Origin of the sequence: Duganella radicis (genome assembly GCF_009720825.1) — a bacterium.
GTDB classification, from domain to species: domain Bacteria; phylum Pseudomonadota; class Gammaproteobacteria; order Burkholderiales; family Burkholderiaceae_D; genus Rugamonas; species Rugamonas radicis.
On the sequence record NZ_WNKY01000022.1, the window covers coordinates 46,627 to 66,254 of the forward strand.

Annotated in this window: 17 protein-coding genes and 1 riboswitch; of the genes, 8 read left to right on the top strand and 9 right to left on the bottom strand. The window is 63.0% G+C overall.

Annotated features, from left to right (window positions below; all coding sequences use genetic code 11):
- Position 1: 1 nt before the first annotated feature.
- Positions 2–2,005, top strand: coding sequence for an ATP-binding cassette domain-containing protein (locus GM676_RS19095; RefSeq protein ID WP_155465442.1), 2,004 nt, complete (start codon positions 2–4; stop codon positions 2,003–2,005).
- Here the strand turns inward: GM676_RS19095 and GM676_RS19100 are convergent.
- On the bottom strand, positions 2,002–2,478 hold the full coding sequence (locus tag GM676_RS19100) for a chemotaxis protein CheW (protein WP_155465443.1): 477 nt from the start codon (positions 2,476–2,478) through the stop codon (positions 2,002–2,004). The genes GM676_RS19095 and GM676_RS19100 overlap by 4 nt on opposite strands.
- 115 nt (positions 2,479–2,593) lie before the next feature.
- On the opposite strand from GM676_RS19100, the gene arfB reads away from it, so the two are divergent.
- Entirely contained in the window at positions 2,594–2,989 is a 396-nt protein-coding gene (gene arfB / locus GM676_RS19105; protein WP_155465444.1) for an alternative ribosome rescue aminoacyl-tRNA hydrolase ArfB, read from the top strand.
- Here the strand turns inward: arfB and GM676_RS19110 are convergent.
- Entirely contained in the window at positions 2,982–3,716 is a 735-nt protein-coding gene (locus tag GM676_RS19110) for a sulfite exporter TauE/SafE family protein (protein ID WP_155465445.1), read from the bottom strand. The two genes, arfB and GM676_RS19110, sit on opposite strands and share 8 nt — an antisense overlap.
- 76 nt (positions 3,717–3,792) lie before the next feature.
- Here GM676_RS19110 and GM676_RS19115 point away from each other — a divergent pair, with 76 nt between their 5' ends.
- Positions 3,793–4,695 carry a LysR family transcriptional regulator gene (locus GM676_RS19115; protein WP_155465446.1) on the top strand — a complete coding sequence of 301 codons (903 nt, stop codon included), beginning with the start codon at positions 3,793–3,795 and terminating at the stop codon, positions 4,693–4,695.
- On the opposite strand, the gene GM676_RS19120 is transcribed toward GM676_RS19115, so the two are convergent.
- The 3 genes from GM676_RS19120 to GM676_RS19130 all read right to left on the bottom strand — a co-directional run bounded on the left by GM676_RS19120 (position 4,692) and on the right by GM676_RS19130 (position 9,087).
- Positions 4,692–6,560, bottom strand: coding sequence for a flagellar assembly protein A (locus tag GM676_RS19120; RefSeq protein WP_371866293.1), 1,869 nt, complete (start codon positions 6,558–6,560; stop codon positions 4,692–4,694). The two genes, GM676_RS19115 and GM676_RS19120, sit on opposite strands and share 4 nt — an antisense overlap.
- Before the next feature lie 110 nt (positions 6,561–6,670).
- On the bottom strand, positions 6,671–8,467 hold the full coding sequence (locus GM676_RS19125) for a flagellar assembly protein A (RefSeq protein ID WP_155465448.1): 1,797 nt from the start codon (positions 8,465–8,467) through the stop codon (positions 6,671–6,673).
- Between the two features lie 302 nt (positions 8,468–8,769).
- Positions 8,770–9,087, bottom strand: coding sequence for a hypothetical protein (locus tag GM676_RS19130; protein ID WP_229262766.1), 318 nt, complete (start codon positions 9,085–9,087; stop codon positions 8,770–8,772).
- A 235-nt stretch (positions 9,088–9,322) separates the two neighbouring features.
- Between GM676_RS19130 and ompR the strand changes: the two genes are divergently transcribed.
- The 3 genes from ompR (at position 9,323) to GM676_RS19145 (ending at position 12,290) form a co-directional block, all read left to right on the top strand.
- Positions 9,323–10,090 (top strand): osmolarity response regulator transcription factor OmpR, encoded by a 768-nt coding sequence (gene ompR, locus GM676_RS19135; RefSeq protein ID WP_155465452.1) that lies wholly within the window; start codon positions 9,323–9,325, stop codon positions 10,088–10,090.
- Positions 10,091–10,212: 122 nt separating this feature from the next.
- The gene (locus GM676_RS19140; RefSeq protein ID WP_155465454.1) at positions 10,213–11,562 is read left to right on the top strand and encodes a sensor histidine kinase family protein; all 1,350 of its coding nucleotides are present in this window, start codon (positions 10,213–10,215) and stop codon (positions 11,560–11,562) included.
- Positions 11,562–12,290 (top strand): hypothetical protein, encoded by a 729-nt coding sequence (locus GM676_RS19145; RefSeq protein WP_211923264.1) that lies wholly within the window; start codon positions 11,562–11,564, stop codon positions 12,288–12,290. Before GM676_RS19140 ends, GM676_RS19145 begins: the two co-directional genes overlap by 1 nt.
- On the opposite strand, the gene GM676_RS19150 is transcribed toward GM676_RS19145, so the two are convergent.
- Positions 12,271–12,762, bottom strand: coding sequence for an Imm26 family immunity protein (locus tag GM676_RS19150; protein WP_170304321.1), 492 nt, complete (start codon positions 12,760–12,762; stop codon positions 12,271–12,273). The two genes, GM676_RS19145 and GM676_RS19150, sit on opposite strands and share 20 nt — an antisense overlap.
- Positions 12,763–12,834: 72 nt before the next feature.
- Positions 12,835–12,934, top strand: a riboswitch (TPP riboswitch).
- 54 nt (positions 12,935–12,988) lie between these two features.
- On the opposite strand from GM676_RS19150, the gene GM676_RS19155 reads away from it, so the two are divergent.
- On the top strand, positions 12,989–15,121 hold the full coding sequence (locus GM676_RS19155) for a TonB-dependent siderophore receptor (RefSeq protein WP_155465456.1): 2,133 nt from the start codon (positions 12,989–12,991) through the stop codon (positions 15,119–15,121).
- Here GM676_RS19155 and GM676_RS19160 read toward each other — a convergent pair.
- A complete protein-coding gene (locus tag GM676_RS19160; RefSeq protein WP_155465458.1) occupies positions 15,118–15,633 on the bottom strand; it encodes an AAA family ATPase in 516 nt (171 codons plus the stop codon). The two genes, GM676_RS19155 and GM676_RS19160, sit on opposite strands and share 4 nt — an antisense overlap.
- On the bottom strand, positions 15,630–16,277 hold the full coding sequence (pnuC, locus tag GM676_RS19165) for a nicotinamide riboside transporter PnuC (RefSeq protein WP_155465460.1): 648 nt from the start codon (positions 16,275–16,277) through the stop codon (positions 15,630–15,632). The genes GM676_RS19160 and pnuC overlap by 4 nt, the downstream gene beginning before the upstream one ends.
- A gap of 180 nt (positions 16,278–16,457) precedes the next feature.
- Between pnuC and GM676_RS19170 the strand changes: the two genes are divergently transcribed.
- Entirely contained in the window at positions 16,458–17,441 is a 984-nt protein-coding gene (locus GM676_RS19170) for a hypothetical protein (RefSeq protein ID WP_155465462.1), read from the top strand.
- A 42-nt stretch (positions 17,442–17,483) separates the two neighbouring features.
- Here the strand turns inward: GM676_RS19170 and GM676_RS19175 are convergent, their stop codons facing one another.
- Complete coding sequence (locus GM676_RS19175; protein ID WP_155465464.1) at positions 17,484–19,604, bottom strand: S46 family peptidase; 2,121 nt, start codon at positions 19,602–19,604, stop codon at positions 17,484–17,486.
- Positions 19,605–19,628: the final 24 nt, after the last annotated feature.

The window sequence follows — 19,628 nt, forward strand, 5'->3', positions numbered from 1 at the left end:
AATGATCCGCTTTACCCAAGTAAGCCTGATGCGCGGCGTGAAGCCGCTGCTGGAACAAGTCGACGTCACCCTCAACCCAGGCGACAAAATCGGTCTGATCGGCGCCAACGGCGCCGGCAAATCCAGTCTGTTCGCCATGATGCGCAACGAGCTGCACCCGGATCAGGGCGACATCGACTTCCCGGCCAAATGGCGCGTCGCTTACGTGGCGCAGGAAACCCCGCCACTGGAACGCGCCGCCCTCGATTACGCCATCGACGGCGACGTCAACCTGCGCAAGCTGCAAGCGGAACTCGAACGCCTGGAAGCCGAACCGGAATCCACCGAGAACGGCATCGCCATGGGCGAAATCTACAGCGCGCTGGCCGACGCCGACGCCTACACCGTGCAGTCGCGCGGCGAACAGCTGCTGCTGGGCCTCGGCTTCACGCTCGACCAGATGAAGCAGCCGGTGGCCAGCTTCTCCGGTGGCTGGCGTATGCGTTTGAATCTGGCGCAAGCGCTGATGTGCCCTTCCGACCTGCTGCTGCTGGACGAACCGACCAACCACCTGGACCTGGACGCCATCATCTGGCTGGAAGACTGGCTGAAACGCTACGCCGGCACGCTGATCATCATTTCCCACGATCGCGACTTCCTCGACGAAATCGTCAACGTCATCGTGCATATCGATGAGCGCAAGCTGAAACGCTACTCGGGCAACTACTCGGCCTTCGAACGCCAGCGTGCGGCGCAGATGGCCTTGGCCGCCGGCGCCCTGGAAAAGCAGCAGCGCAAGCGCGCTCACCTTGAGTCCTTCATCGAACGCTTCAAGGCCAAGGCGTCGAAAGCCCGCCAGGCGCAGAGCCGCATGAAGGCACTGGCCAAGATGGAAGAACTCGCGCCGCTGCGTGCCGCCGCCGAATTCTCCTTCGAATTCCGCGAGCCGCTGAACGCGCCGAATCCGCTGCTGGTGATGGAAGACGTCGACGCCGGCTACCGCAACGAGGACGAGAAAACCGGCGAGGTGTCGGAGAAGACCATCGTCAGCGGCATCAACTTCTCGCTGCAAATCGGCCAGCGTATCGGCCTGCTGGGCATTAACGGCGCCGGTAAGTCGACCCTGATCAAGACCATCGCCGGCGAACTGCAACCGCTGACCGGCGAATCCACCACCGGCAAGGGCCTGAACATCGGCTACTTCGCCCAGCACCAGGTGGAGATGCTGCGCCACGACGAATCGCCGCTGTGGCACCTGGCGAAGATTGCGCCGACCACGCGCGAGCAGGAGCTGCGCAACTTCCTCGGCGGCTTCAATTTCCCGGGCACCATGGTCACCAGCCCGATCGCGCCGTTCTCCGGCGGCGAAAAGGCGCGTCTGGCGTTGGCGCTGATCGTATGGCAGCGTCCTAACCTGCTGCTGCTGGACGAACCGACCAACCACCTTGACCTGGAAACCCGCGAAGCGCTGACCGAAGCGCTGGCCCAGTTCGAAGGTACGCTGGTGGTGGTATCGCACGATCGTCATCTGCTGCGCGCCACCACCGACCAGTTCATCATCGTCGCCGACGGCAAGCTGCAACCGTTCGACGGCGACCTGGATGACTACAAGGATTGGCTGTTCCAGACCAAGCTGGGTAAAGGCACCGACGTGCTGCCGGCGGCTGGCAAGGAAAACAAGACGGCGTATCCGGTGCAGTCGCCGGTGGCGCCACCGAAGCCGGTGGTGGCCGCGCCGCCGGCCAGCAAGGAACAAAAGCGCAAGGAGGCGGAAGACCGTCAGCGCCTGTCCGCGCTGCGCAAGCCGATCGAGCAAAAAATCAAGAAGCTGGACGAGCAAATGACCAAGCTGACCGCCAAGAAGACCGACGTCGATGCCCAGTTGGGTGAAGAGTCGATCTACGACGCCGCCAACAAGGCCAAGCTGAAACAGCTGCTGGCCGACCAGACCCAGGTCGTCAAGGAACTGGGCGACCTGGAGATGGAGTGGCTGGACTTGAACGAGCAGCTGGAGGCGCTGGCCTAAGCGGCCTGCCGGGCGCCGAACTGCACTTTGCGGATCGACATCAGCTTATCGATGTCGACCACAATCAGACGGCGCCCATCCACCTCGCCCAGCCCGACCAGATATTCAACGCCGGCGGCACCGGCAATCGGCTCGATCTGCTCCGGCTTCAGGGTGACGATATCCGTCACTCCATCCACCACCATCCCCATCACACAGCTGGACAGCTTGAGGATGATCACATCCGTCAGCGGGTCGTGCTGCGGCGGTCGCGGGCCAAAGGCGATGCGCATGTCGACAATCGGCATGATGACGCCGCGCGACACCACCACGCCGGTGACGATTTCCCCATCCGACGAGAAGCGCTCCAGTGCCTGCAAGGGCCGCAGTTCCTGCACGTTGGTGAAGTCCAGCGCGTAATCGAGTCCGCCCAGCCGGAAAACCAGATACTGGCGCGCCTCGCCGGCGGCGGCTTGCGTTATCGAAGAAGACATGTTGATCCTTTCGTTCGGAGAGCAGCAAGTGCCATCGTAACCGCGCCGTCCAGCGCTGGCGTTGACAGGCGTCAAGCTTCGCCGGCCCCTGGCGCGCGTTTGCTACAATCGATGCATGAACATCATTAATCCGCATGAAGTGGAATTCATCGCCATCCGCGCCCAGGGACCGGGTGGGCAGAACGTGAACAAGGTGTCGAATGCGATTCACGCGCGCTTCAGCATCGCCGCGTCGTCACTGCCCGCGCATATCAAGGAGCGCCTGCTGGCCATGCGCGACAGCCGCATCACGCGTGAAGGCGTGGTGGTGCTGAAAGCGCAGCAGTCGCGCAGCCTGGAAGCCAACAAGGAGGATGCACTGCGCCGCTTGCAGGAGATGGTCGACAGCGTGGCCGTGCTGCCGCCCATCCGGCGTCCGACCAAGCCGACCTTGGGCTCGCAGCGCCGTCGCCTTGAAGGCAAATCCAAGGATAGCGAACGCAAGCAGCTGCGCGGCAAAATCGTTATTTAAGCAGCTGGTGTGCGCCCAGCGCCAACAGGGCGACGAAGAAGCAGCGGCGAAACACGGCCGGCCGCATGCGCTCGCGCAGCCACTGGCCCAGCTGCATGCCGACGACGGCCGGGATCAGTGCCAGCAGCGAGCTGCCTGCCGCCGCCGCGTGCCATTCGCCGCGCACCGCCAGCATGACGGCCAGCGCCAGCGTGGAGACGGTAAAGGCCATGCCCATGGCTTGTATCAGGTCGTCCTTGTCCAGGTTGAGGGCTTGCAGATAAGGAGCGACTGGCATCACGAACACGCCGGTCAGGCCGGCCATGACGCCGGTGGCGGCACCGGCCAACGGCCCGACCCAGCGCTCGGCACGCGGCGCGACGCGCATGCGCCAGCCAGTCAATCCCAGCACGCCGTAGCCCACCAGCGTCGCCCCGAGCAGAGTGCCGCTCCACGCGCCGCCAGCCAGCGCATCGCCGATCGCACCCAGCAACGGCGCGCAGGCGGTGCCGACGCACACTGCCAGCAGCAACCAGCGGAAGCGCAGCCAGACCGGGTACAACGCCGGGCCGGCCGCCAACTGCCATACATTCGTTACAGACGAAGGCACAATCAGCAGAGCGGCCGCCTCCAGCGGCGGCATGCGCAAGGTCAGCAGGGCCACCGCCACAGTCGGCAACCCCATGCCGGTAACGCCCTTAACCAGGCCGGCCAATACGAAGACGAGAGCAATAAACAAGATATCCATGCCACCATTGTGCCGTGACGGCCTGGCGGGTGGAATCTGGAATATACTGAGTCAGACTTCGGAAAACACATAGGCTATGCGCTTCGACCTGACCAACCTCAAGCTGTTCATCCACATCGCCGAAAGCGGCAGCATCACGGCCGGCGCGCAGTTGGCGCATCTGGCCCTGCCCTCGGCCAGTGCGCGCGTGCGCGGCATGGAGGAAGCGCTCAACGTGCCGCTGCTGCAACGCGGCCGGCGCGGCGCCGAGCCCACCGAGGCCGGACGCACGCTGTTGCAGCACGCCCGTGCCATCCTGCGGCAAGTGGAAGACATGCAGGCCGACCTGGCGCAATTCGCCACCGGCCTGAAAGGACAGGTGCGCCTGCTGTGCAACACCTCCGCCATGACCGAATTCCTGCCGGACGCGCTGGCCGCCTTCCTGGCGGCACATCCGCAACTCAGCATCAATCTGGAGGAGCGCATGAGCCGCGAGATTGTGCAAGCGATAACCGATGGCGCGGCCGATATCGGCATCATCTCCGATGCGGTAGAGCGCACCGCCCTGCAAACCTTCCCCTTCCGCGACGACCCGCTGGTGCTGGCGATGGCGCGCAGCCATCCGCTGGCGCACACGCTGGGCCATAAGCGACACATCGTCTTTGCCGACGCGCTGGATCATGACTTCATCGGCTTGGCCGGCGACAGCGCCTTACAGCAGCACGCGGCCGAGCAGGCGGCACGGCTGGGCCGGCGCATGCATTGCAAGATCCGCCTGCGCAGCTTTGAAGCCATCTGCCGCATGGCCGGCAGCGGCACCGGGCTGGCCTTGCTGCCCGCGACAGCAGCGCGGCGCAGCAGCGAAGACCTGCGCATTGTGAAGCTGAGCGACGAGTGGGCCAGCCGCAAACTGCTGATCTGCGTCCGCGACGCCGCAGCGCTGCCCGGCTACGCGCGCGAGCTGGTGGCCGCTCTACGCAACGACCTCCAAACCGGCTAATCCGCCAGATATGGCGCCCAGTTGATCGGGCCGATATGGCCGCTGTGCAGCACCGTCATGCCAGGAACGGCGGTGCGCACCTTGGCTTTGACTTCCTTGGCCGGCCGGTCATACGGCGGCGGCTCTCCGGGCACAAAGCTCATGGTCCGCAGCAGCACGTCGCCGGTCAGCAGCTCGACCACGCAGCGCGAGCCACGCTGCACGGTGCTCTTCTGACGCAGCACCTGATTGACTTCTTCCTGCGCCTGCTCCTGCTGCGCCTGCGCCGCCTTCACCGCCAGCGAAATCTTCGCCACCTGCCGCAGCGACGGCCCGACCGCTTCCGCCATCTTGTGGAACAAGGGCTCCTGTTCCGGCGTCAGCGTCACCTCGCGCTTGCGCACGCGCGTGGCCAGCGTCAGATAATTGCGCACCTCGGCCTGACTGGTGATGGCGTCCATCTCCGCCTTGCGCAGATCGGCCTCGCGCGCCGCATGCTGCACCTTGGGCTGCAACTCGGCGATCTTCTTGTCGAATTTGGCCGTATCCGGCACCAGCACGTACAGCAGCATCTCATTTTGCTTGCGCGGCCCGGCGTGCACGATCTCGATCTTGCGGGCGGCGATGGCGCAGCCTTCGGCCACCTTGATCACCACTTCTTCCGCCATGATCTCGCAATTGCTGGCCTCACCGATCACCACGCGGGTGCCGGTAATGATGCAGCTTTCGGCACGCGCCAGCGCAATCTCGCCGCGTTTGGTTTGCAGCACCGCACCCGAGGCCACACCCTGCACGCGGATGCCGCCCTCGGCATTGGTGGCACTACCTCCCATCAGGTTCTTGCTCAAGACGATATCGCCGCCGCGCGAAACGATATTCCCGAACACGTCGCCGTGAATGGTGATGTTGCCGCCTTCGACCGAACGCTGTTCCTGCACGTCGCCGAATTCCTCATACTCGCCGGTGAGTTGCAGATTGCCGGTGGTGCGCGCGCTCACACCTTCACGGCTAATGATCTTGGGGCCGATCGACAGCCGCTTGCTGCCAGGGTCCACGCTGAGGAAGCCCTCCACCGCCGACACCAGAAACTCGCCGCCGCGCAGGTTCTCGATCACCGTGCCCTCGCCGGCTACGCTGGTCAACTCGATATCCTTGGGCACCGGCGGCTCCAGCACCAGGCCGGAAAGCTCATACCCGCGCACACCCGGCGTGCGCGGCACCTTGCGCAGCAGCTTGACGTTGGGCTTCACCTGCGGGAAGCGGTTCTGGAAGGTTTGCCAATCCAGCTTGCCGTCGGCCTTTTGCAAGAGCGCGTTGCTGCGATGGATATCCTGCGACACTTCGACGATGGTAGCGTCCTTGCCCGGCGTGGCGTTCAGGCGCCGCGCCACGATCATGCGCGCCAGCCGCCCGGTGGCGATGACGTCGCGCACCGCCGGCGCGTCGATGCCGAAGCGGATGCCCTTGACCCACATGTCGGAAACGAATTCGTCGAAGTTCAGCCGCGCCGGTTGCGGCGGCATGTCCGGTACTTCAAAGAACACCTGCTCGAAGTAGTACTCCGCCTCGCCGTTGATGATCTTGACGTTCTTGTACAGCGCGCGGCGCGCGGCGTGGAAGGGCTCTATGCTGTCGGCAAAACGCAGCAGCGGCTTGTTGCGCAGGTTTTCCGGCAGATCGGGACCGACGTTGTACAGCATCTTGCTGAACGCCGCATAATCGAGGCCGGCGAAAAAGGCGCTGCTCATGAAGATCTGGCTGACCGCCGACAGGCAGGCCACCGCTGGGGCATCGGTGGAAAAGTAAATGCCGTCCGGCCGCTTGACGATCGCTGCCGGCAGATCGCCCTCCGCAGTTTGTTCCAGCGCCGTAGCGTCGTCTGACACAGTGCAATCCCCAGGAAGATGTACGTCGGGCCGGCCCGCAACAGCGAGTGCCCTTCACTTTTTAATGTGAGCCCAAGATTAGCAGTTTCGCCGGGCTTGCGCCAGCCGCTTCAAGAGGACGCGGTCCGCGCACGCGGGTTCAAATGCCAGTCCAGCGATCCCGCGCTATCGGCAAACAACAACTCGCCGCCGGTCGGCGTGCCGCGCAGGCGCGCCTTGAGATCCTTGGGCGGCAGCTGGCGGATGGCCGAGGTATCGGCGGCGGCAAACGACATGGTGCGCACCATGGTCTCGCCATTGACCATGTACAGGCCACAGCGGGCAATGCCGGCCGCCTCCACCTTCTGCTCGATCACGCGCGCCAGCCGGTCGGCCAGCAGCTTGTGCTGCGTCTGGCCGACCTGCAAATCCTGCTGGAGCTTCTGCAAGGCCTTCATCTCTTCGGCCACCGCGGCGGCGATCTTTTTCAGGTGCTGTCCCTGCTCCGGCGTCAGCACCAGCTCCTGCGTGCGCAGCTTGGCGGCCAGCGCCAGGTAGCGCCGTATGTCCGGCAGCGCCGACAGGCGGTCGATCTCCTGCTGGCTGGCCTGGTTGGCCTGCGCAAACGCGGCCACGCGCTGATCGAGATCGGCAATCTCCTGGTCGAACTGCGTGACGTCCTTGACCAGCACATAAATAATCATCTCGGTGCGGCGGCGCGGCCCGGCATTCTCCATTTCCACATTGCGGCCGGCCACCGCGCAGCCTTCGGCCACCTCGATCCGTACCTCATCGCCGATGATCTCGCAGTTGGACGCCTCGCCCACTTTCACCTTGCTGCCGGAGATGACGCAATTCTCGGCGCGGCCTATCGTGACCTCGCCGTTGGCCGCGTAGATGATGGAATTGGATGCCACGCCGGCGATGTTGATGCTGCCGGCCGCGTTATGCACGCTACCGCTCACCAGATTCTTATCCAGTACCACCGTGCCGCCGCGCGAGTTGATATTCCCGTACACATTGCCGTGCACCGTGATGTCGCTGCCGATCACGTCGCGCTGCTCCTGCACGTCGCCGAATTCCTCATAGGCGCCGGCCAGTTCCAGATTGCCGGTGGTGCGGCCGCTCACGCCTTCCTTGCTGACGATTTTATCGGTGATGGAAATGCGGCTGGACTTGGCGTCCACGCTCAGGAAGCCTTCGCGCGTGGACACCAGGTACTCGCCGTCCTCGAACATTTTGGCCTCGGTTCCTTCGCCGGCGTAGAAGCGTAGCGTCAGGTCCTTGGGCGGCTCGGGATCGGTCCTGCGGCCGGCCAGATCGAAGCCCGGCAGGCCCGGCACCGGCGGCAGCTTTTTCAGAAGCCGCATATTGGCTTTGATTTGCGGGAAACGGTTCTGGAAGCTTTGCAGGTCGACCCGGCCGTCGGCGCGCGCCTTGGGCGCGTCGCTGCGATGCAGGTCGGACGATACTTCCACCACAGTGGCATCCTGCCCCTTCTCGGGTTCCAGGTCGGTGGCGAAGGTGATGCGGTCAGGCTTGGTGGACGCCATGGCCGCCTTCACGGCCGCCACGTCGATGCCGAAGCGGATACCCTTGTTCCACATATCGGCGATGAACTCATCGATGTCCAGATAGACCGGGCGCTCCGGGATCACCGTGCCGTCGGGCAGCGTCATCTCCTCCTGGTACAGCTGCTGGAAGTAGTACTCGGCGTAGGAAAGGCTCATCTTGGGCGCCTTGTACAGCGACAGGCGGTTGCCATCGAACATGCGCACCTCATCAGCCAGGCGCAGCGCCTGCTGGGCACCGACATCCGGCCCCACATCGTACAAGGCTTTCAGCAGCGCCGCGTAATCCAGCCCGACGAAGTACCAGCCCGACTGGAACACGTGCGTCACCGCGGCGACCAGCGCCGGCTTGCTCATGCCCAGATCAATGTAGATACCGTCCGCCAGTTTTCCCAAACCTATAGGCAAACCGGGACCCGGAGCTTCTGGCTCCTGGTCGGCGGCTGGCGCTGCGGGTGCAACGTCTTGAACCACGGTCTTCCTCCAAACGGCACGCTCGGGCCGAAAGGCGTTGCGTGTAATAAATTAATATTACACACAGACCATGCAAAAGAAAGGATTTTTGATGCCGAAAACGGCACAACTGTGAAGTTATTGAGACAAATCAATATCATTCACACAACAATTGTACTGGTTTGATATCTTTAATTGTCTGACAATTAACGGCGGGGCGGGTTGGCGTACAGGTCCTGCCCCACTTCATTGATCTGGCGGCGCAGGTCGCGGCGCTCGTCCGGCGTCATGCGGCCGACGCGGCGATTCATTTCGGCGTTGCGCGCGGCGTCCTGCATGGCGCGGCGCTGTTCTTCGGCGCGCGCTTCATAGCTGCGCGGGTCGAGCTGGCGGCTGTCGTAGCGCTGTTCGTTACGCTGGCCCTGTTGCTGATGCTGCGGTTGTTCACGACGCTGCGGGGCGTCACCGCCGTCGGCTTGCGCCGCACCGGCGGCCAGTACACCACACACCAGCGCGGAAGCCAAAACCGATCGAACGCAAAAAGATGCGCTAGCTGCCGCGGATATTTTTTTGTGATCGATGAACATGGCGTTCCTAAAAAGCTGATTCCATGCCCGCAGTGTATGATGCTTTGACTGAGGGGGTAAGGCTATTTGGGTAAAGTTTGTAATAATTTGTAATGGGTCGTCCCGTGCGCGTTTTCGCAGGACGAATATGACGTTACCATAGCAACATGAATAAGACAAATCTGGCTACAAAATGACTAGCACAACGACTGAATCCGGCAACAACGCCGCCAACGCGCAAGGCCACGCGGCCAAAATCATGGTGGTCGACGACGATGTCCGTCTGCGCGATCTGCTGCGCCGCTACCTGACCGAGCAAGGCTTCAACGTCTTCACCGCGGAAAGCGCCACGGCCATGAACAAACTGTGGCTGCGCGAGCGCTACGACCTGCTGGTGCTGGATCTGATGCTGCCGGGCGAAGACGGTTTGTCGATCTGCCGCCGCCTGCGCGGCGCCGGCGACCAGACCCCTATCATCATGCTGACCGCCAAAGGCGAGGACGTAGACCGCATCGTCGGCCTGGAAATGGGCGCGGACGATTACCTGCCCAAGCCATTCAATCCGCGCGAGCTGGTGGCCCGCATCGGTGCCGTGCTGCGCCGCCGCGGCCCGGACGAAATCCCCGGCGCGCCGTCGGAAACGCCGCAGACCTTTGAATTCGGCCAGTTCGTGCTGGACCTGGGTACCCGCACGCTGAAGAAAAACGGCGAGACCGTGCCGCTGACCACCGGCGAATTCTCGGTGCTGAAAGTGTTTGCGCGCCATGCGCGCCAGCCGCTCTCGCGCGAGAAGCTGATGGAACTGGCGCGCGGCCGCGAGTACGAAGTATTCGACCGCAGCCTGGACGTCCAGATCTCGCGCCTGCGCAAGCTGATCGAGCCTGATCCATCCAGCCCGCTGTACATCCAGACCGTCTGGGGCCTGGGCTATGTATTTATCCCAGAAGGGCAGCCGCGCTAAGAGATCGTTTCAAAAAGCCCGCAGCTTCGTTCCAGCTCCTTGCCGTGCAAGTTGCACTGTCTTCGTCGCCGGGCCTCGCTGCGCGCATTTTGAAACAATCTCTATCTAATTCGTGGAAGTGTATGAAGTTTTCCCTCCGCCTGGCCAGCCTGAAAAGCGGCTTATTCTGGCGCACCTTCTTCCTGCTGGGCGCCCTCACCACCACCAGCATGACGGCATGGGTCGGCATGATCAGCGTGGTGCAGCACGAGCCGCAGGTACAGCAGATTTCCTCGCAGGTGATCTCGGTGGTCACCATCACCCACGCCGCCCTCACCCACTCCGCGCCGGAACTGCGGCGCGAGCTGCTGTTCGAGCTGGTGTCCAATGAAGGCATCCGCGTGTTCCCGCTGGAGGAGGATGACAAGGTCGAGCCGCCGGCCAGCAACGCGCTGATGCCGGATATCGAAAAGCTGGTCAAGGCCAAGCTGGGCGCCGACACACGCTTCTCGTCCAAGGTGAACGGCGTGGCCGGCTTCTGGGTCAGCTTCAATATCGACGACGACCAGTATTGGCTGATGCTGGAACGCGAACGCATACGCGGCCTGACCGGCATCCAGTGGCTGGGCTGGGCCAGCGTGGTGTCGGTGGTGTCGCTGGTGGGCGCGGCCTTCATCTCCAGCCTGATCAATCTGCCGCTGCGCCGCCTGACGCAGGCCACGCGCGATTTCGCGCAGGGCAAGCGCCCGGCGCCGCTGCCGGAAAAAGGCCCGATCGAGATCATGGAGGCCAACCGCAGCTTCAACCAGATGGTCGACGATCTTCAACAAGTTGAATCCGACCGCGCCGTGATTTTGGCCGGCATCTCGCACGACTTGCGCACGCCGCTGGCGCGCATGCAGCTGGAGGTGGAGATGGCCAATCTGTCGCAGGAAGCGCGCGAGGGCATGCAGTCCGATATCGGCCAGATGGACGCCATCATCGGCCAGTTCCTCGACTACGCCAAGCCGACCGAGGCTTCCAGCTTTATCAACGTCGATATCAGCGAGCTGCTGACCGATACCGCGCATGAAGCCTCGCGGCTGCCGGATGTGCGCATCAACACCGACATCGCGCCCGGCGCGCATGCCATGGGCAACGCTACTGACATCAAGCGGGTCATCAATAATCTGATTGAGAACGCCCGCCGCTATGGCAAGACGCCAGGCCAGGACGTCACCGAGATCGACATCAAGTGCAGCGTCAAGGGCATGCACACTTCCAAGCGCGTGATCATCGAAGTGCAGGATCATGGCAGCGGCGTGCCGCCGGACCAGATCGAGCAGCTGCTCAAGCCTTTCACGCGGCTGGACACCGCGCGCGGCCAGGCCAACGGTGCGGGCCTGGGCCTCGCCATCGTCGAACGCGTGATCACCCGTCACAACGCCGAACTGCATGTGCGCAACCGCGACGGTGGAGGCTTGCAGATCCAGATCGTGATGAAGGCGCTGTGATGCGCACCACCCACCCCGCCGCGCGCTTTTCCTGCGCTGCGGCTGCCGCCATCGTCTGCGCGTGCGCGGCCCACGCCGCGCGTCCCGCCACGCCGCCCGCCGTATCAGCCGTGCAAACACGCGAACCGACCGCGGAGGAGCGCGAATCGTTCGACGCCTACTATCGCGAGCAGGTACCGGCGCGCGTCAGCGGCGGCAGCTCGCTGTTCGCACCCAACTTCGACATCCAGCGCCGCCACGGCCAGCCGTGGCAGGTGATCGCGCGCGTGGATTCCTCGCCGCGCCATCACTCGCCGGAACTGTGCCGCCAAGTGCGCACCAGCTACATCTACGACGCCAAGGCCCCAAAAGGCCAGCGCTGGACGCCATCGGCCGCCGCGCCGGAGTGGTACGTCTGGCTGGCGACGCCCAAAGTGATCTGTACCGCCGCCCAGTACACGGTGAAGATGGACCCGGCCGCTTCCAACGACGACGCGGCCGCGCTGCTGCGCCAGCACCGCGAGCTGCTGCAACGCGCGCGGCTTCTGTTTGCCGGCAATTCAGGCTGCGCGCGCCAGCGCTCCCTGATCTTCCGCTTCAGCGCCATGGAGCCGGCGCCGCCGGCCAATGGCGCGCCACAGATGGTGGGCATGGTGTTTGAGAGTGATCGCGACACGCGCGTGCGCGTCGCCGTGCGCAAGAACCGCGGCGAATACGCGGCGTGGAATGTCAGCTGCGCTGCTGATTGATGGGATGGTCCGGCGCTTCCAGCAGCTTGGTCAGCAATAGCTCGGTCGAGCCATAACCATACAGCGAATCGGCTTCTAGCCCTTGTGTATCGTAGGGGACGGACTCCTCGCGCTCCGAACGGCTGGGGTCCGCGTCGGAATACGTCACGCGCCAGGCGCGCTTGAGCGCATCGGCGCGGCGCAGGAATTGCGGCACCGGCCACATGGCGGGATCGAAGTGATCGATATCGCCCAGCACGCGCCAGTGGCCGCTGGCCAGCGCCATGTCGCCACAGCGCAGCACCTTGACCGCATCCTGCGGGCGCAAGGTGTTCAGCTCCTCCACCGAAGGCCAGCGTGGCAGCTTGGGGCCGAACAGATATGCGAGCATGATTTTGCTACCCGGTGACAGCCGCGCCACCAAACCCCAACCGTAGCCGCCGTCCAGCAATGGCACGGCAAACCAGCTCCCCTCTTGATACGACTGCTTCATTCAAACCCTTTCATCGGAAGACCGCAGTGTAGCCATCCCGCGCAAAAGGCGGCGCACAACTGTGTTACACTAGCGGCTCGCTAGGGGTCCTGGGAACGTCGTTTCCGGGTGAGAGATACCCTTCGTACCTGATCTGGATAATGCCAGCGAAGGAAAGCGCAAAAGTGGTTCTCCCTCCTTTGATGGCTCTCTTCGCCGGCCCCAGCCGAACAAGTAGAGAGCAGATATGTCCACACCAAACTTTGCAGTGTCCGCCATCGCATTGGCGGTTTTACAGATGACTTCCGGCGGCGCCTATGCCGAAGAAGCCGACCAGGCCATGCCGGAAGTGGTCGTCAACGGCGTCAAAGTGCGCGCCACCACGGCCAGCGTGGCCGGCTTCTTCAACGCGCCGCTGCTGGAAACGCCGGCCTCGGTCAGCGTCCTGAACGCCCAGCAGATGCTGGACCTGCAAATCCGTTCCACCACCGACGCCGCCAAATTCGATTCCAGCCTGAGCGACGCCTACAACGCCGTCGGCTACGCCGAGCAGTTCTCGATCCGCGGCTTCAAGCTGGATAACGCCTCCAGCTACCGCAAGGATGGCATGGCCATCGCCGGCGACACCCAGATCCCGCTGGAGAACAAGGAACGGCTGGAAGTGCTGAAAGGCTTGTCCGGCTTGCAGGCCGGCGTGTCGGCGCCGGGCGGCATCGTCAACTACGTCACCAAGCGCCCGACCGACACGCCGCTGCGCAGCGTGGTGCTGGAAACCCGCGAACGCGGCACGCTGTATGGCGCGGTCGACCTGGGCGGCCGCTTTGAAGACACCCGCTTCGGCTACCGCATCAACGCCGCCGCCGAGCGCCTGCGCTCCTACGTCAAGGGCGCGGACGGCAACCGCAAATTCATCTCCGCCGCCTTCGACTGGCAGATTTCGCCGCAAGCCTTGCTGCAACTGGACGCCGACTACCAGCGCAAATCGCAGATCACCGCGCCCGGCTACCAGCTGCTGAACAACACCACCCTGCCGAACATCGATCCGGACGTGCTGCTGAATGACCAGCCCTGGAGCCGTCCGGTGGAAACCACCAGCACCAACGTCGGCCTGCGTTTCGAGTACAAATTCTCGCCGGATTGGGCCGCCACCATCACCGCCAACCAGCATAACTTCAAGCGCGACGACTACACCGCCTTCCCTTACGGCTGCGGCGCGCAGGATCTGTATCCGGGCTACTGCGGCAATGGCGACTACGATGTCTACAACTACATCAGCAAGGGTGAAAAGAAATCGCCGCTGACAGCGCAAGCGCTGCTGCAAGGCCGCTACAACGCGGGCGGTATCAGGCACGAGGTCACCGCCGGCTTCTCCTTCTTCAAGAACAGCGAGAAATGGGGCGACTACCTGTACGACTGGTCCGGCGTCAGCAACATCTACCACCCGGTGGTGGTGGCGCCGGCGCCGGGCGATAGCGGTCCGGTATCCGAACGCCGCACCGACAATGAACGCGGCCTGTTCGCGCAGGACATCATGAGCCTCACCGAACAACTGAAACTGCACGCCGGCGCGCGCCACGTGCAGGTCAAGCGCGACGAGTACGTGGGCAAGGACGACGACGGCAATGTGCTGCCCTATGCGCACACCGACATCGGCTTCTGGCTGCCGAATGTGGCGCTGGTGTACAACGTGCGTCCCAACGTGTCGACCTATGTGTCGTACACGCAGGGCCTGGAGCACGGCGGCGTGGCGCCGATCGGCACCGTCAACCAGCGCCGCGCGCTGGAACCGGGCAAATCGAAGCAGGTGGAAGTGGGTGTGAAAGCCGACATCCGTCCGGACCTGAGCGCCAGCGTGTCGCTGTTCCAGATCCGCAAAGGGCTGGAGTACACCGACGCCGCCAACACCTACGTGCGTAATGGCGAAGCGCAGAACCGCGGCCTGGAAATGGCGTTGGCGGGACGCGTCTCGCCCGCGCTGCTGGTCGGTGTATCGGCCACCGCGCTGAACACGCGGCAAAGCGGCACCGGCTCGGCGGAGCTGGACGGCAAGCGCGTGACCGACGTGGCGGCGTTCAAGTCCTCGGTGTATGCGGATTACGCCGTGCCGCAAGTGGCGGGCCTGAAAGTGGGCGCCAACTGGCTCTACTCCGGCAAGAAGGCATTCGATGTGGCCAACACCGTGTTCGTGCCGGCCTATCATGTGGTGAACCTGAGCGCGTCGTACGCAACCCGCATCGGCAATGTCGGCACCACCTTCCGCGCCGGCATCGACAATGCGTTCGACAAGTTCTACTGGCGCGATGTGACGCCGGACCTCGGCGGCTATCTGATGCCGGGCGCCTCGCGTACCTTCCGCCTGTCGGCGCAGTTCGAGCTTTAAAGCCTGGACAGCGCGTCCGCCGCCGTGGCGACGCGCTGCTCAACGCTGCCGCCGGCCGGCACGTAGGGAATCCCGCGCGCCGCCAGTTCGTCCAGCAGGATGCGGTTGATGGTCTGGCGCACCTCGTCGTTATCGCGCATCAGGCCATCGGGCTCCCACGGCATGTCAGGCGCCGCCACCAGCGTCAGGTCGTAATCCTGCGCGTGCGTGCCGGCCAGCACGGCCAGCTGCGCGTCGATGCCGCCGAAGTAGTGAATGCTGTAGACCGCCGTCATCAACGGCGTGGTATCGCAAAACAGGAAGCGCTGCGCGCGCCGCGCGGCATCCGCCTCGCGCTTCAGCTGCGAGCGGGCGATGTGGATCTGGTCCGTTTCCACTGGCACGCGCCCTTCCGTGTCGACAAACTCCCGCAGGTATTCCGGCACCCACACGGTGCCATAGTGTCGCGCCAGCGCGGCGGCCAGCGTGCTTTTGCCGGAAGCCTCCGTGCCGAGGATGGCGATGCGCTTCATTCCATCACAAGGCGGCGGCCGCCGGTGCCGCTATCCCCGCTCCATGCGCGCAGGCCGATCACCGCCATGCCGACAAAGACGGCGTACAGGATAGCGGTCAGCACCAGGTGCTTGTGCAGGTACAGCGCCACGTACAGCACGTCGACAATGATCCAGACGTGCCAGTTCTCGATTTTTTTACGCGACAGCAGTACTTGCCCCAGCAGGCTGCCGGCGGTCAGAAAAGCGTCCGTGCGCGGCACATCCGTATCGGTGCAATGGGCAAGAAACCACCACAGCGCGCCATAAGCCACGCCCCATCCCAGCAATGACCAGAACCGACCATGGCGATTCAGCTGCGTCACCGGCAATTGCTGTGCATCGGCCAGCCCGGGGCGCAACCATTGATACCATCCCCATACCGATACCGCGATAAACACCAGTTGCAATCCCATGTCGCCGTAAAGACGTGAAGCGTAGAACACAAGCGCATACACCGCCGATGACAAGATCGCAAACAACCATGCCCAATGCTGCTGATAGATATTCAGCAGAACGGTCAGCACAGCCAGCACAAAGCCCGCCAGTTCCAGCGGCGTGGTAGGCAAACCCAATAAGGTAAGCGGACTATTAGCAAAACCAGACAGCGCGAGAATTTCGTTCATGGATCGTGGCGGTGACGCGAGGTAGCGCGGGAGTATGCGAGGTTTCAGCTGAATACGCAAGCAGCGGCTATCAGGATAGTTATCAAATAGAGTTTACATTTAATAATAGTTGTTGACTTTGTAATTTTTTAATACCACCATACGGATGCAGCACCTCTTATCCTTTTTATGGAGTCTCGAATGCGTAAAGCTCTATTCATCGCAGCGGCGATGCTGATTGCCGGTTCCGCCCATGCCGACTTTATTCCACAGGTTATTTCAGGTACCAACTCCGTTATCCTCAGTGCCAATAACAGTTCGCTGACTTACAACGAGAATCGCGCCTCCAATGGTCCGCTGGGCGCCCTGATTGTCGATGCCCAGAATGTTCCGTACCAGATCCAGTACGCGTTGAACACGGCCGTCGCCAACGCCGTCAACTCGCAAGGTGCGCGCTTTGGTAGCGGCACCCTCACTGGCCTGCCGACGATCACCTTGCGCCCCGACGCCAGCGGCGTCATTTACGTCACGCTCAGCGGTTTAAGCTATCGCTTCAATGCCTCATACAGCGGCACCAAGGCCGGCATCATCAATTACAGCTGCACCAACACGACCTACTACAACAACATTACCATCACCGCGCAACTGGGCAGCGCAGACGGCGCGCTGCCGCCAAATAAGATCGGCATCAATGGCAACCTGTCCACGTCCACCGACTGCGACTCGAATCTGACGTGGATGCTGCCGGTACTGGGTAGCATCCTGGTCAACAAAGCAGAAGGCGCAGTGGACGCAGCGATCGCCAACAGCATTCAGAACGGCCTGGCCAGCGTCACCCAAAAATTCTTCTTCTTGCGCGATCAGAACTGGCAAGTCGGTCTGCAACGTCTGATCCCGGCCGACAAAGTGGTAGGAGGCATCGCCGTCGGCCAGTATATCCAGAACAATCTGGCCTACCTCATGTCCAACAGCCAGATCTCGATGACGGTGGGTGGCGGCGCAAACCTGAAACCAGTGGTTGGCACCAACGAACCACCACGCCTGCTCGGCGGCGATGCCATCTCGCTCACCCTGACCTCACCTGGCTTGAGCTTCTCCGTCAAGCTGCATGAAGAAGTCAACGTGTTCTGGAGATGGAAATGCAGCGTTGCCAATCCAGCTTTGAATTGCGCTGATCCGCGCTAAATAAAAAAGCGGCGGCCTTTCCGGCCGCCGCTCCTTGTGCGGTTACTTGATGGTCAGTTCTTTAAGCAGATTGTCGGCATGATCGACTTCCTTCATCACCCACAGCATATACCGGATGTCCATGTGGATGGCGCGGGTGATATCGCTGTCGAAGTACCAGTCCTTGGTGATGGACTCGTAGGTCGAATCGAAATTCAGGCCTACCAGTTCACCGTGCTTGTTCATCACCGCCGAACCGGAATTGCCGCCGGTGGTGTCGGCACTGGTCAGGAAGTCGACCGGCACGGTACCCAGCACCGGGTCCTTGAACTGGCCATAACGCCTAGCCTTGATGGCTTCCAGCAGATTGGCCGGCGCGTTGAACGGCTCCTTGCCGGTGTTCTTCTCAACGATGCCTTCGATGGTGGTGAACGGGCCTTTGGTGACGCCATCTTTCGGCGAATACGGCGACACGGTGCCGTAGGTCACGCGCAGGGTCGAATTCGCATCCGGGTACACCGGCTTGCCCTGCGATTTCTTCCACGCGATGACGGCCGCCATGTATTGCGGGATGACGCGCTCCAGATTGCCGTCCAGTTCCTTGCGGCGCTCTTTCAGCGATTGCGCCACGTCGTCCAGCTTCACCGCCAGCTTGAGGAAGGCATCGTCCGAAGCCTTAATGGCGGAGGCACCCTTGTCCATCCACGACAAGCGCGTTGCGGTGTCGCCCAGCTGCGATTGCGCATACAGCGCAGGCACGGCATCCGTCGCCGGCAGCAGCGCATCCAGACCGGTAACGTGCATGGACTTCGGCAGCGCGGCGTAGCGTTGCAGGGCCGCGTTCAGGCGCGCCTGATCCACGCCGCCCACATACGATTGCTCAAGGCGGGTCAGGCGCGCCTTGATGAAGGCCAGGTCGCGCTGCTGGTAGCCGGTTTCGCGTTCCGCGTCCGGACGCGCGCTTTCCAGCGCCAGGCGGTACAACGTCGCAGCGGATTTCAGCAGGTCGCCGGTGGTGGCGACGCTGTAGCCGAACTCCTCGTCGCTCAGGGCGATGTCGGCGGCGATCAATGCATCCAGTTCGGCCAGCAGTTTCTTGTCCGCGTTCGGCTGCTTCGCAAACCAGGCGCGGAACTGGGCGTCCTGCACGTCCTTGATGGCGGCGATGTCCTTGCGCGCGAAGCCGTCCATCAGGCCGCGCGTTTTCTTCAGAACGTTGTTCTGGCTCTTGACCACGCTGGCGTAACGCACGGCGGCGGCTTCGCTGTCCTTGGTGCTGACGGCGATCACGTCGAGGTCAGCCTGGATCTCGGCCGCCTTGGCCGGATACGCGGCGTCGCGCGCGTAGCGGATTTCCGACGGCAGCTTGTAACGGCTGGTGCGGCCCGGATAACCGGCCAGCAGCACCGGATCGCCGTTCTTCAAGCCGGCGGCCGACACCACCAGGAAGTCCTTCGAGTGATACGGCACGTTGTCCGGCGACGGATCGGCCGGACGGCCATCCTTGCCGACGTAGGCGCGCAGGAAGGAGTAGTCGCCCACGTGGCGCGGCCATTCGTAGTTGTCGATGTCGCCGCCAAAGTCGCCCAGCGAATTGGCCGGCGCGTACACCAGGCGCACGTCGCGTATCATCATCTGGCGGATGCGGTAGTACTCAAGGCCGCGATGGAAGGCCGGTACCGCGCAGCGGTAGATTTTGTCGCTCTCGCATTCGGCGATCAGCGCCTTGATCGCGCGCTCCACCGCTTCGCTGCGCTGCTTGCCGCTCATGGACGGCGTAATGTTCCTCAGCACGCGACCGGTGACGTTCTCCACCTTGTCGGTCACGTACACCAGCGCGTTCGGACCGCCCGGCAGTTCCTGCGCGCGCGACCTGGCCAGGAAGCCGTTGGCGATATAGTTGTGCTCCGGGGTCGAATTGCGCTGGATGGCGCCATAAGCGCAGTGGTGGTTGGTGACCACCAGGCCGGCGTCCGACACGAACGAGGCCGAGCAATTGCCCAGCGAGACGATGGCGCTCATCGGATGTTTGGACAAATCGGCAAGCTTCTCCGCCGGGATGGCGATCCCCACCCGTTTCAGCTCTGACTTCAGTTGCGGCAGCTGATACGGCTGCCATTGGCCTTCATCCGCTTGCGCGCTTGTGGCGCACAACACGGCGGAAATGACTAAATATTTTAACAAGATAAGGCCCCAGATTGTAATCGG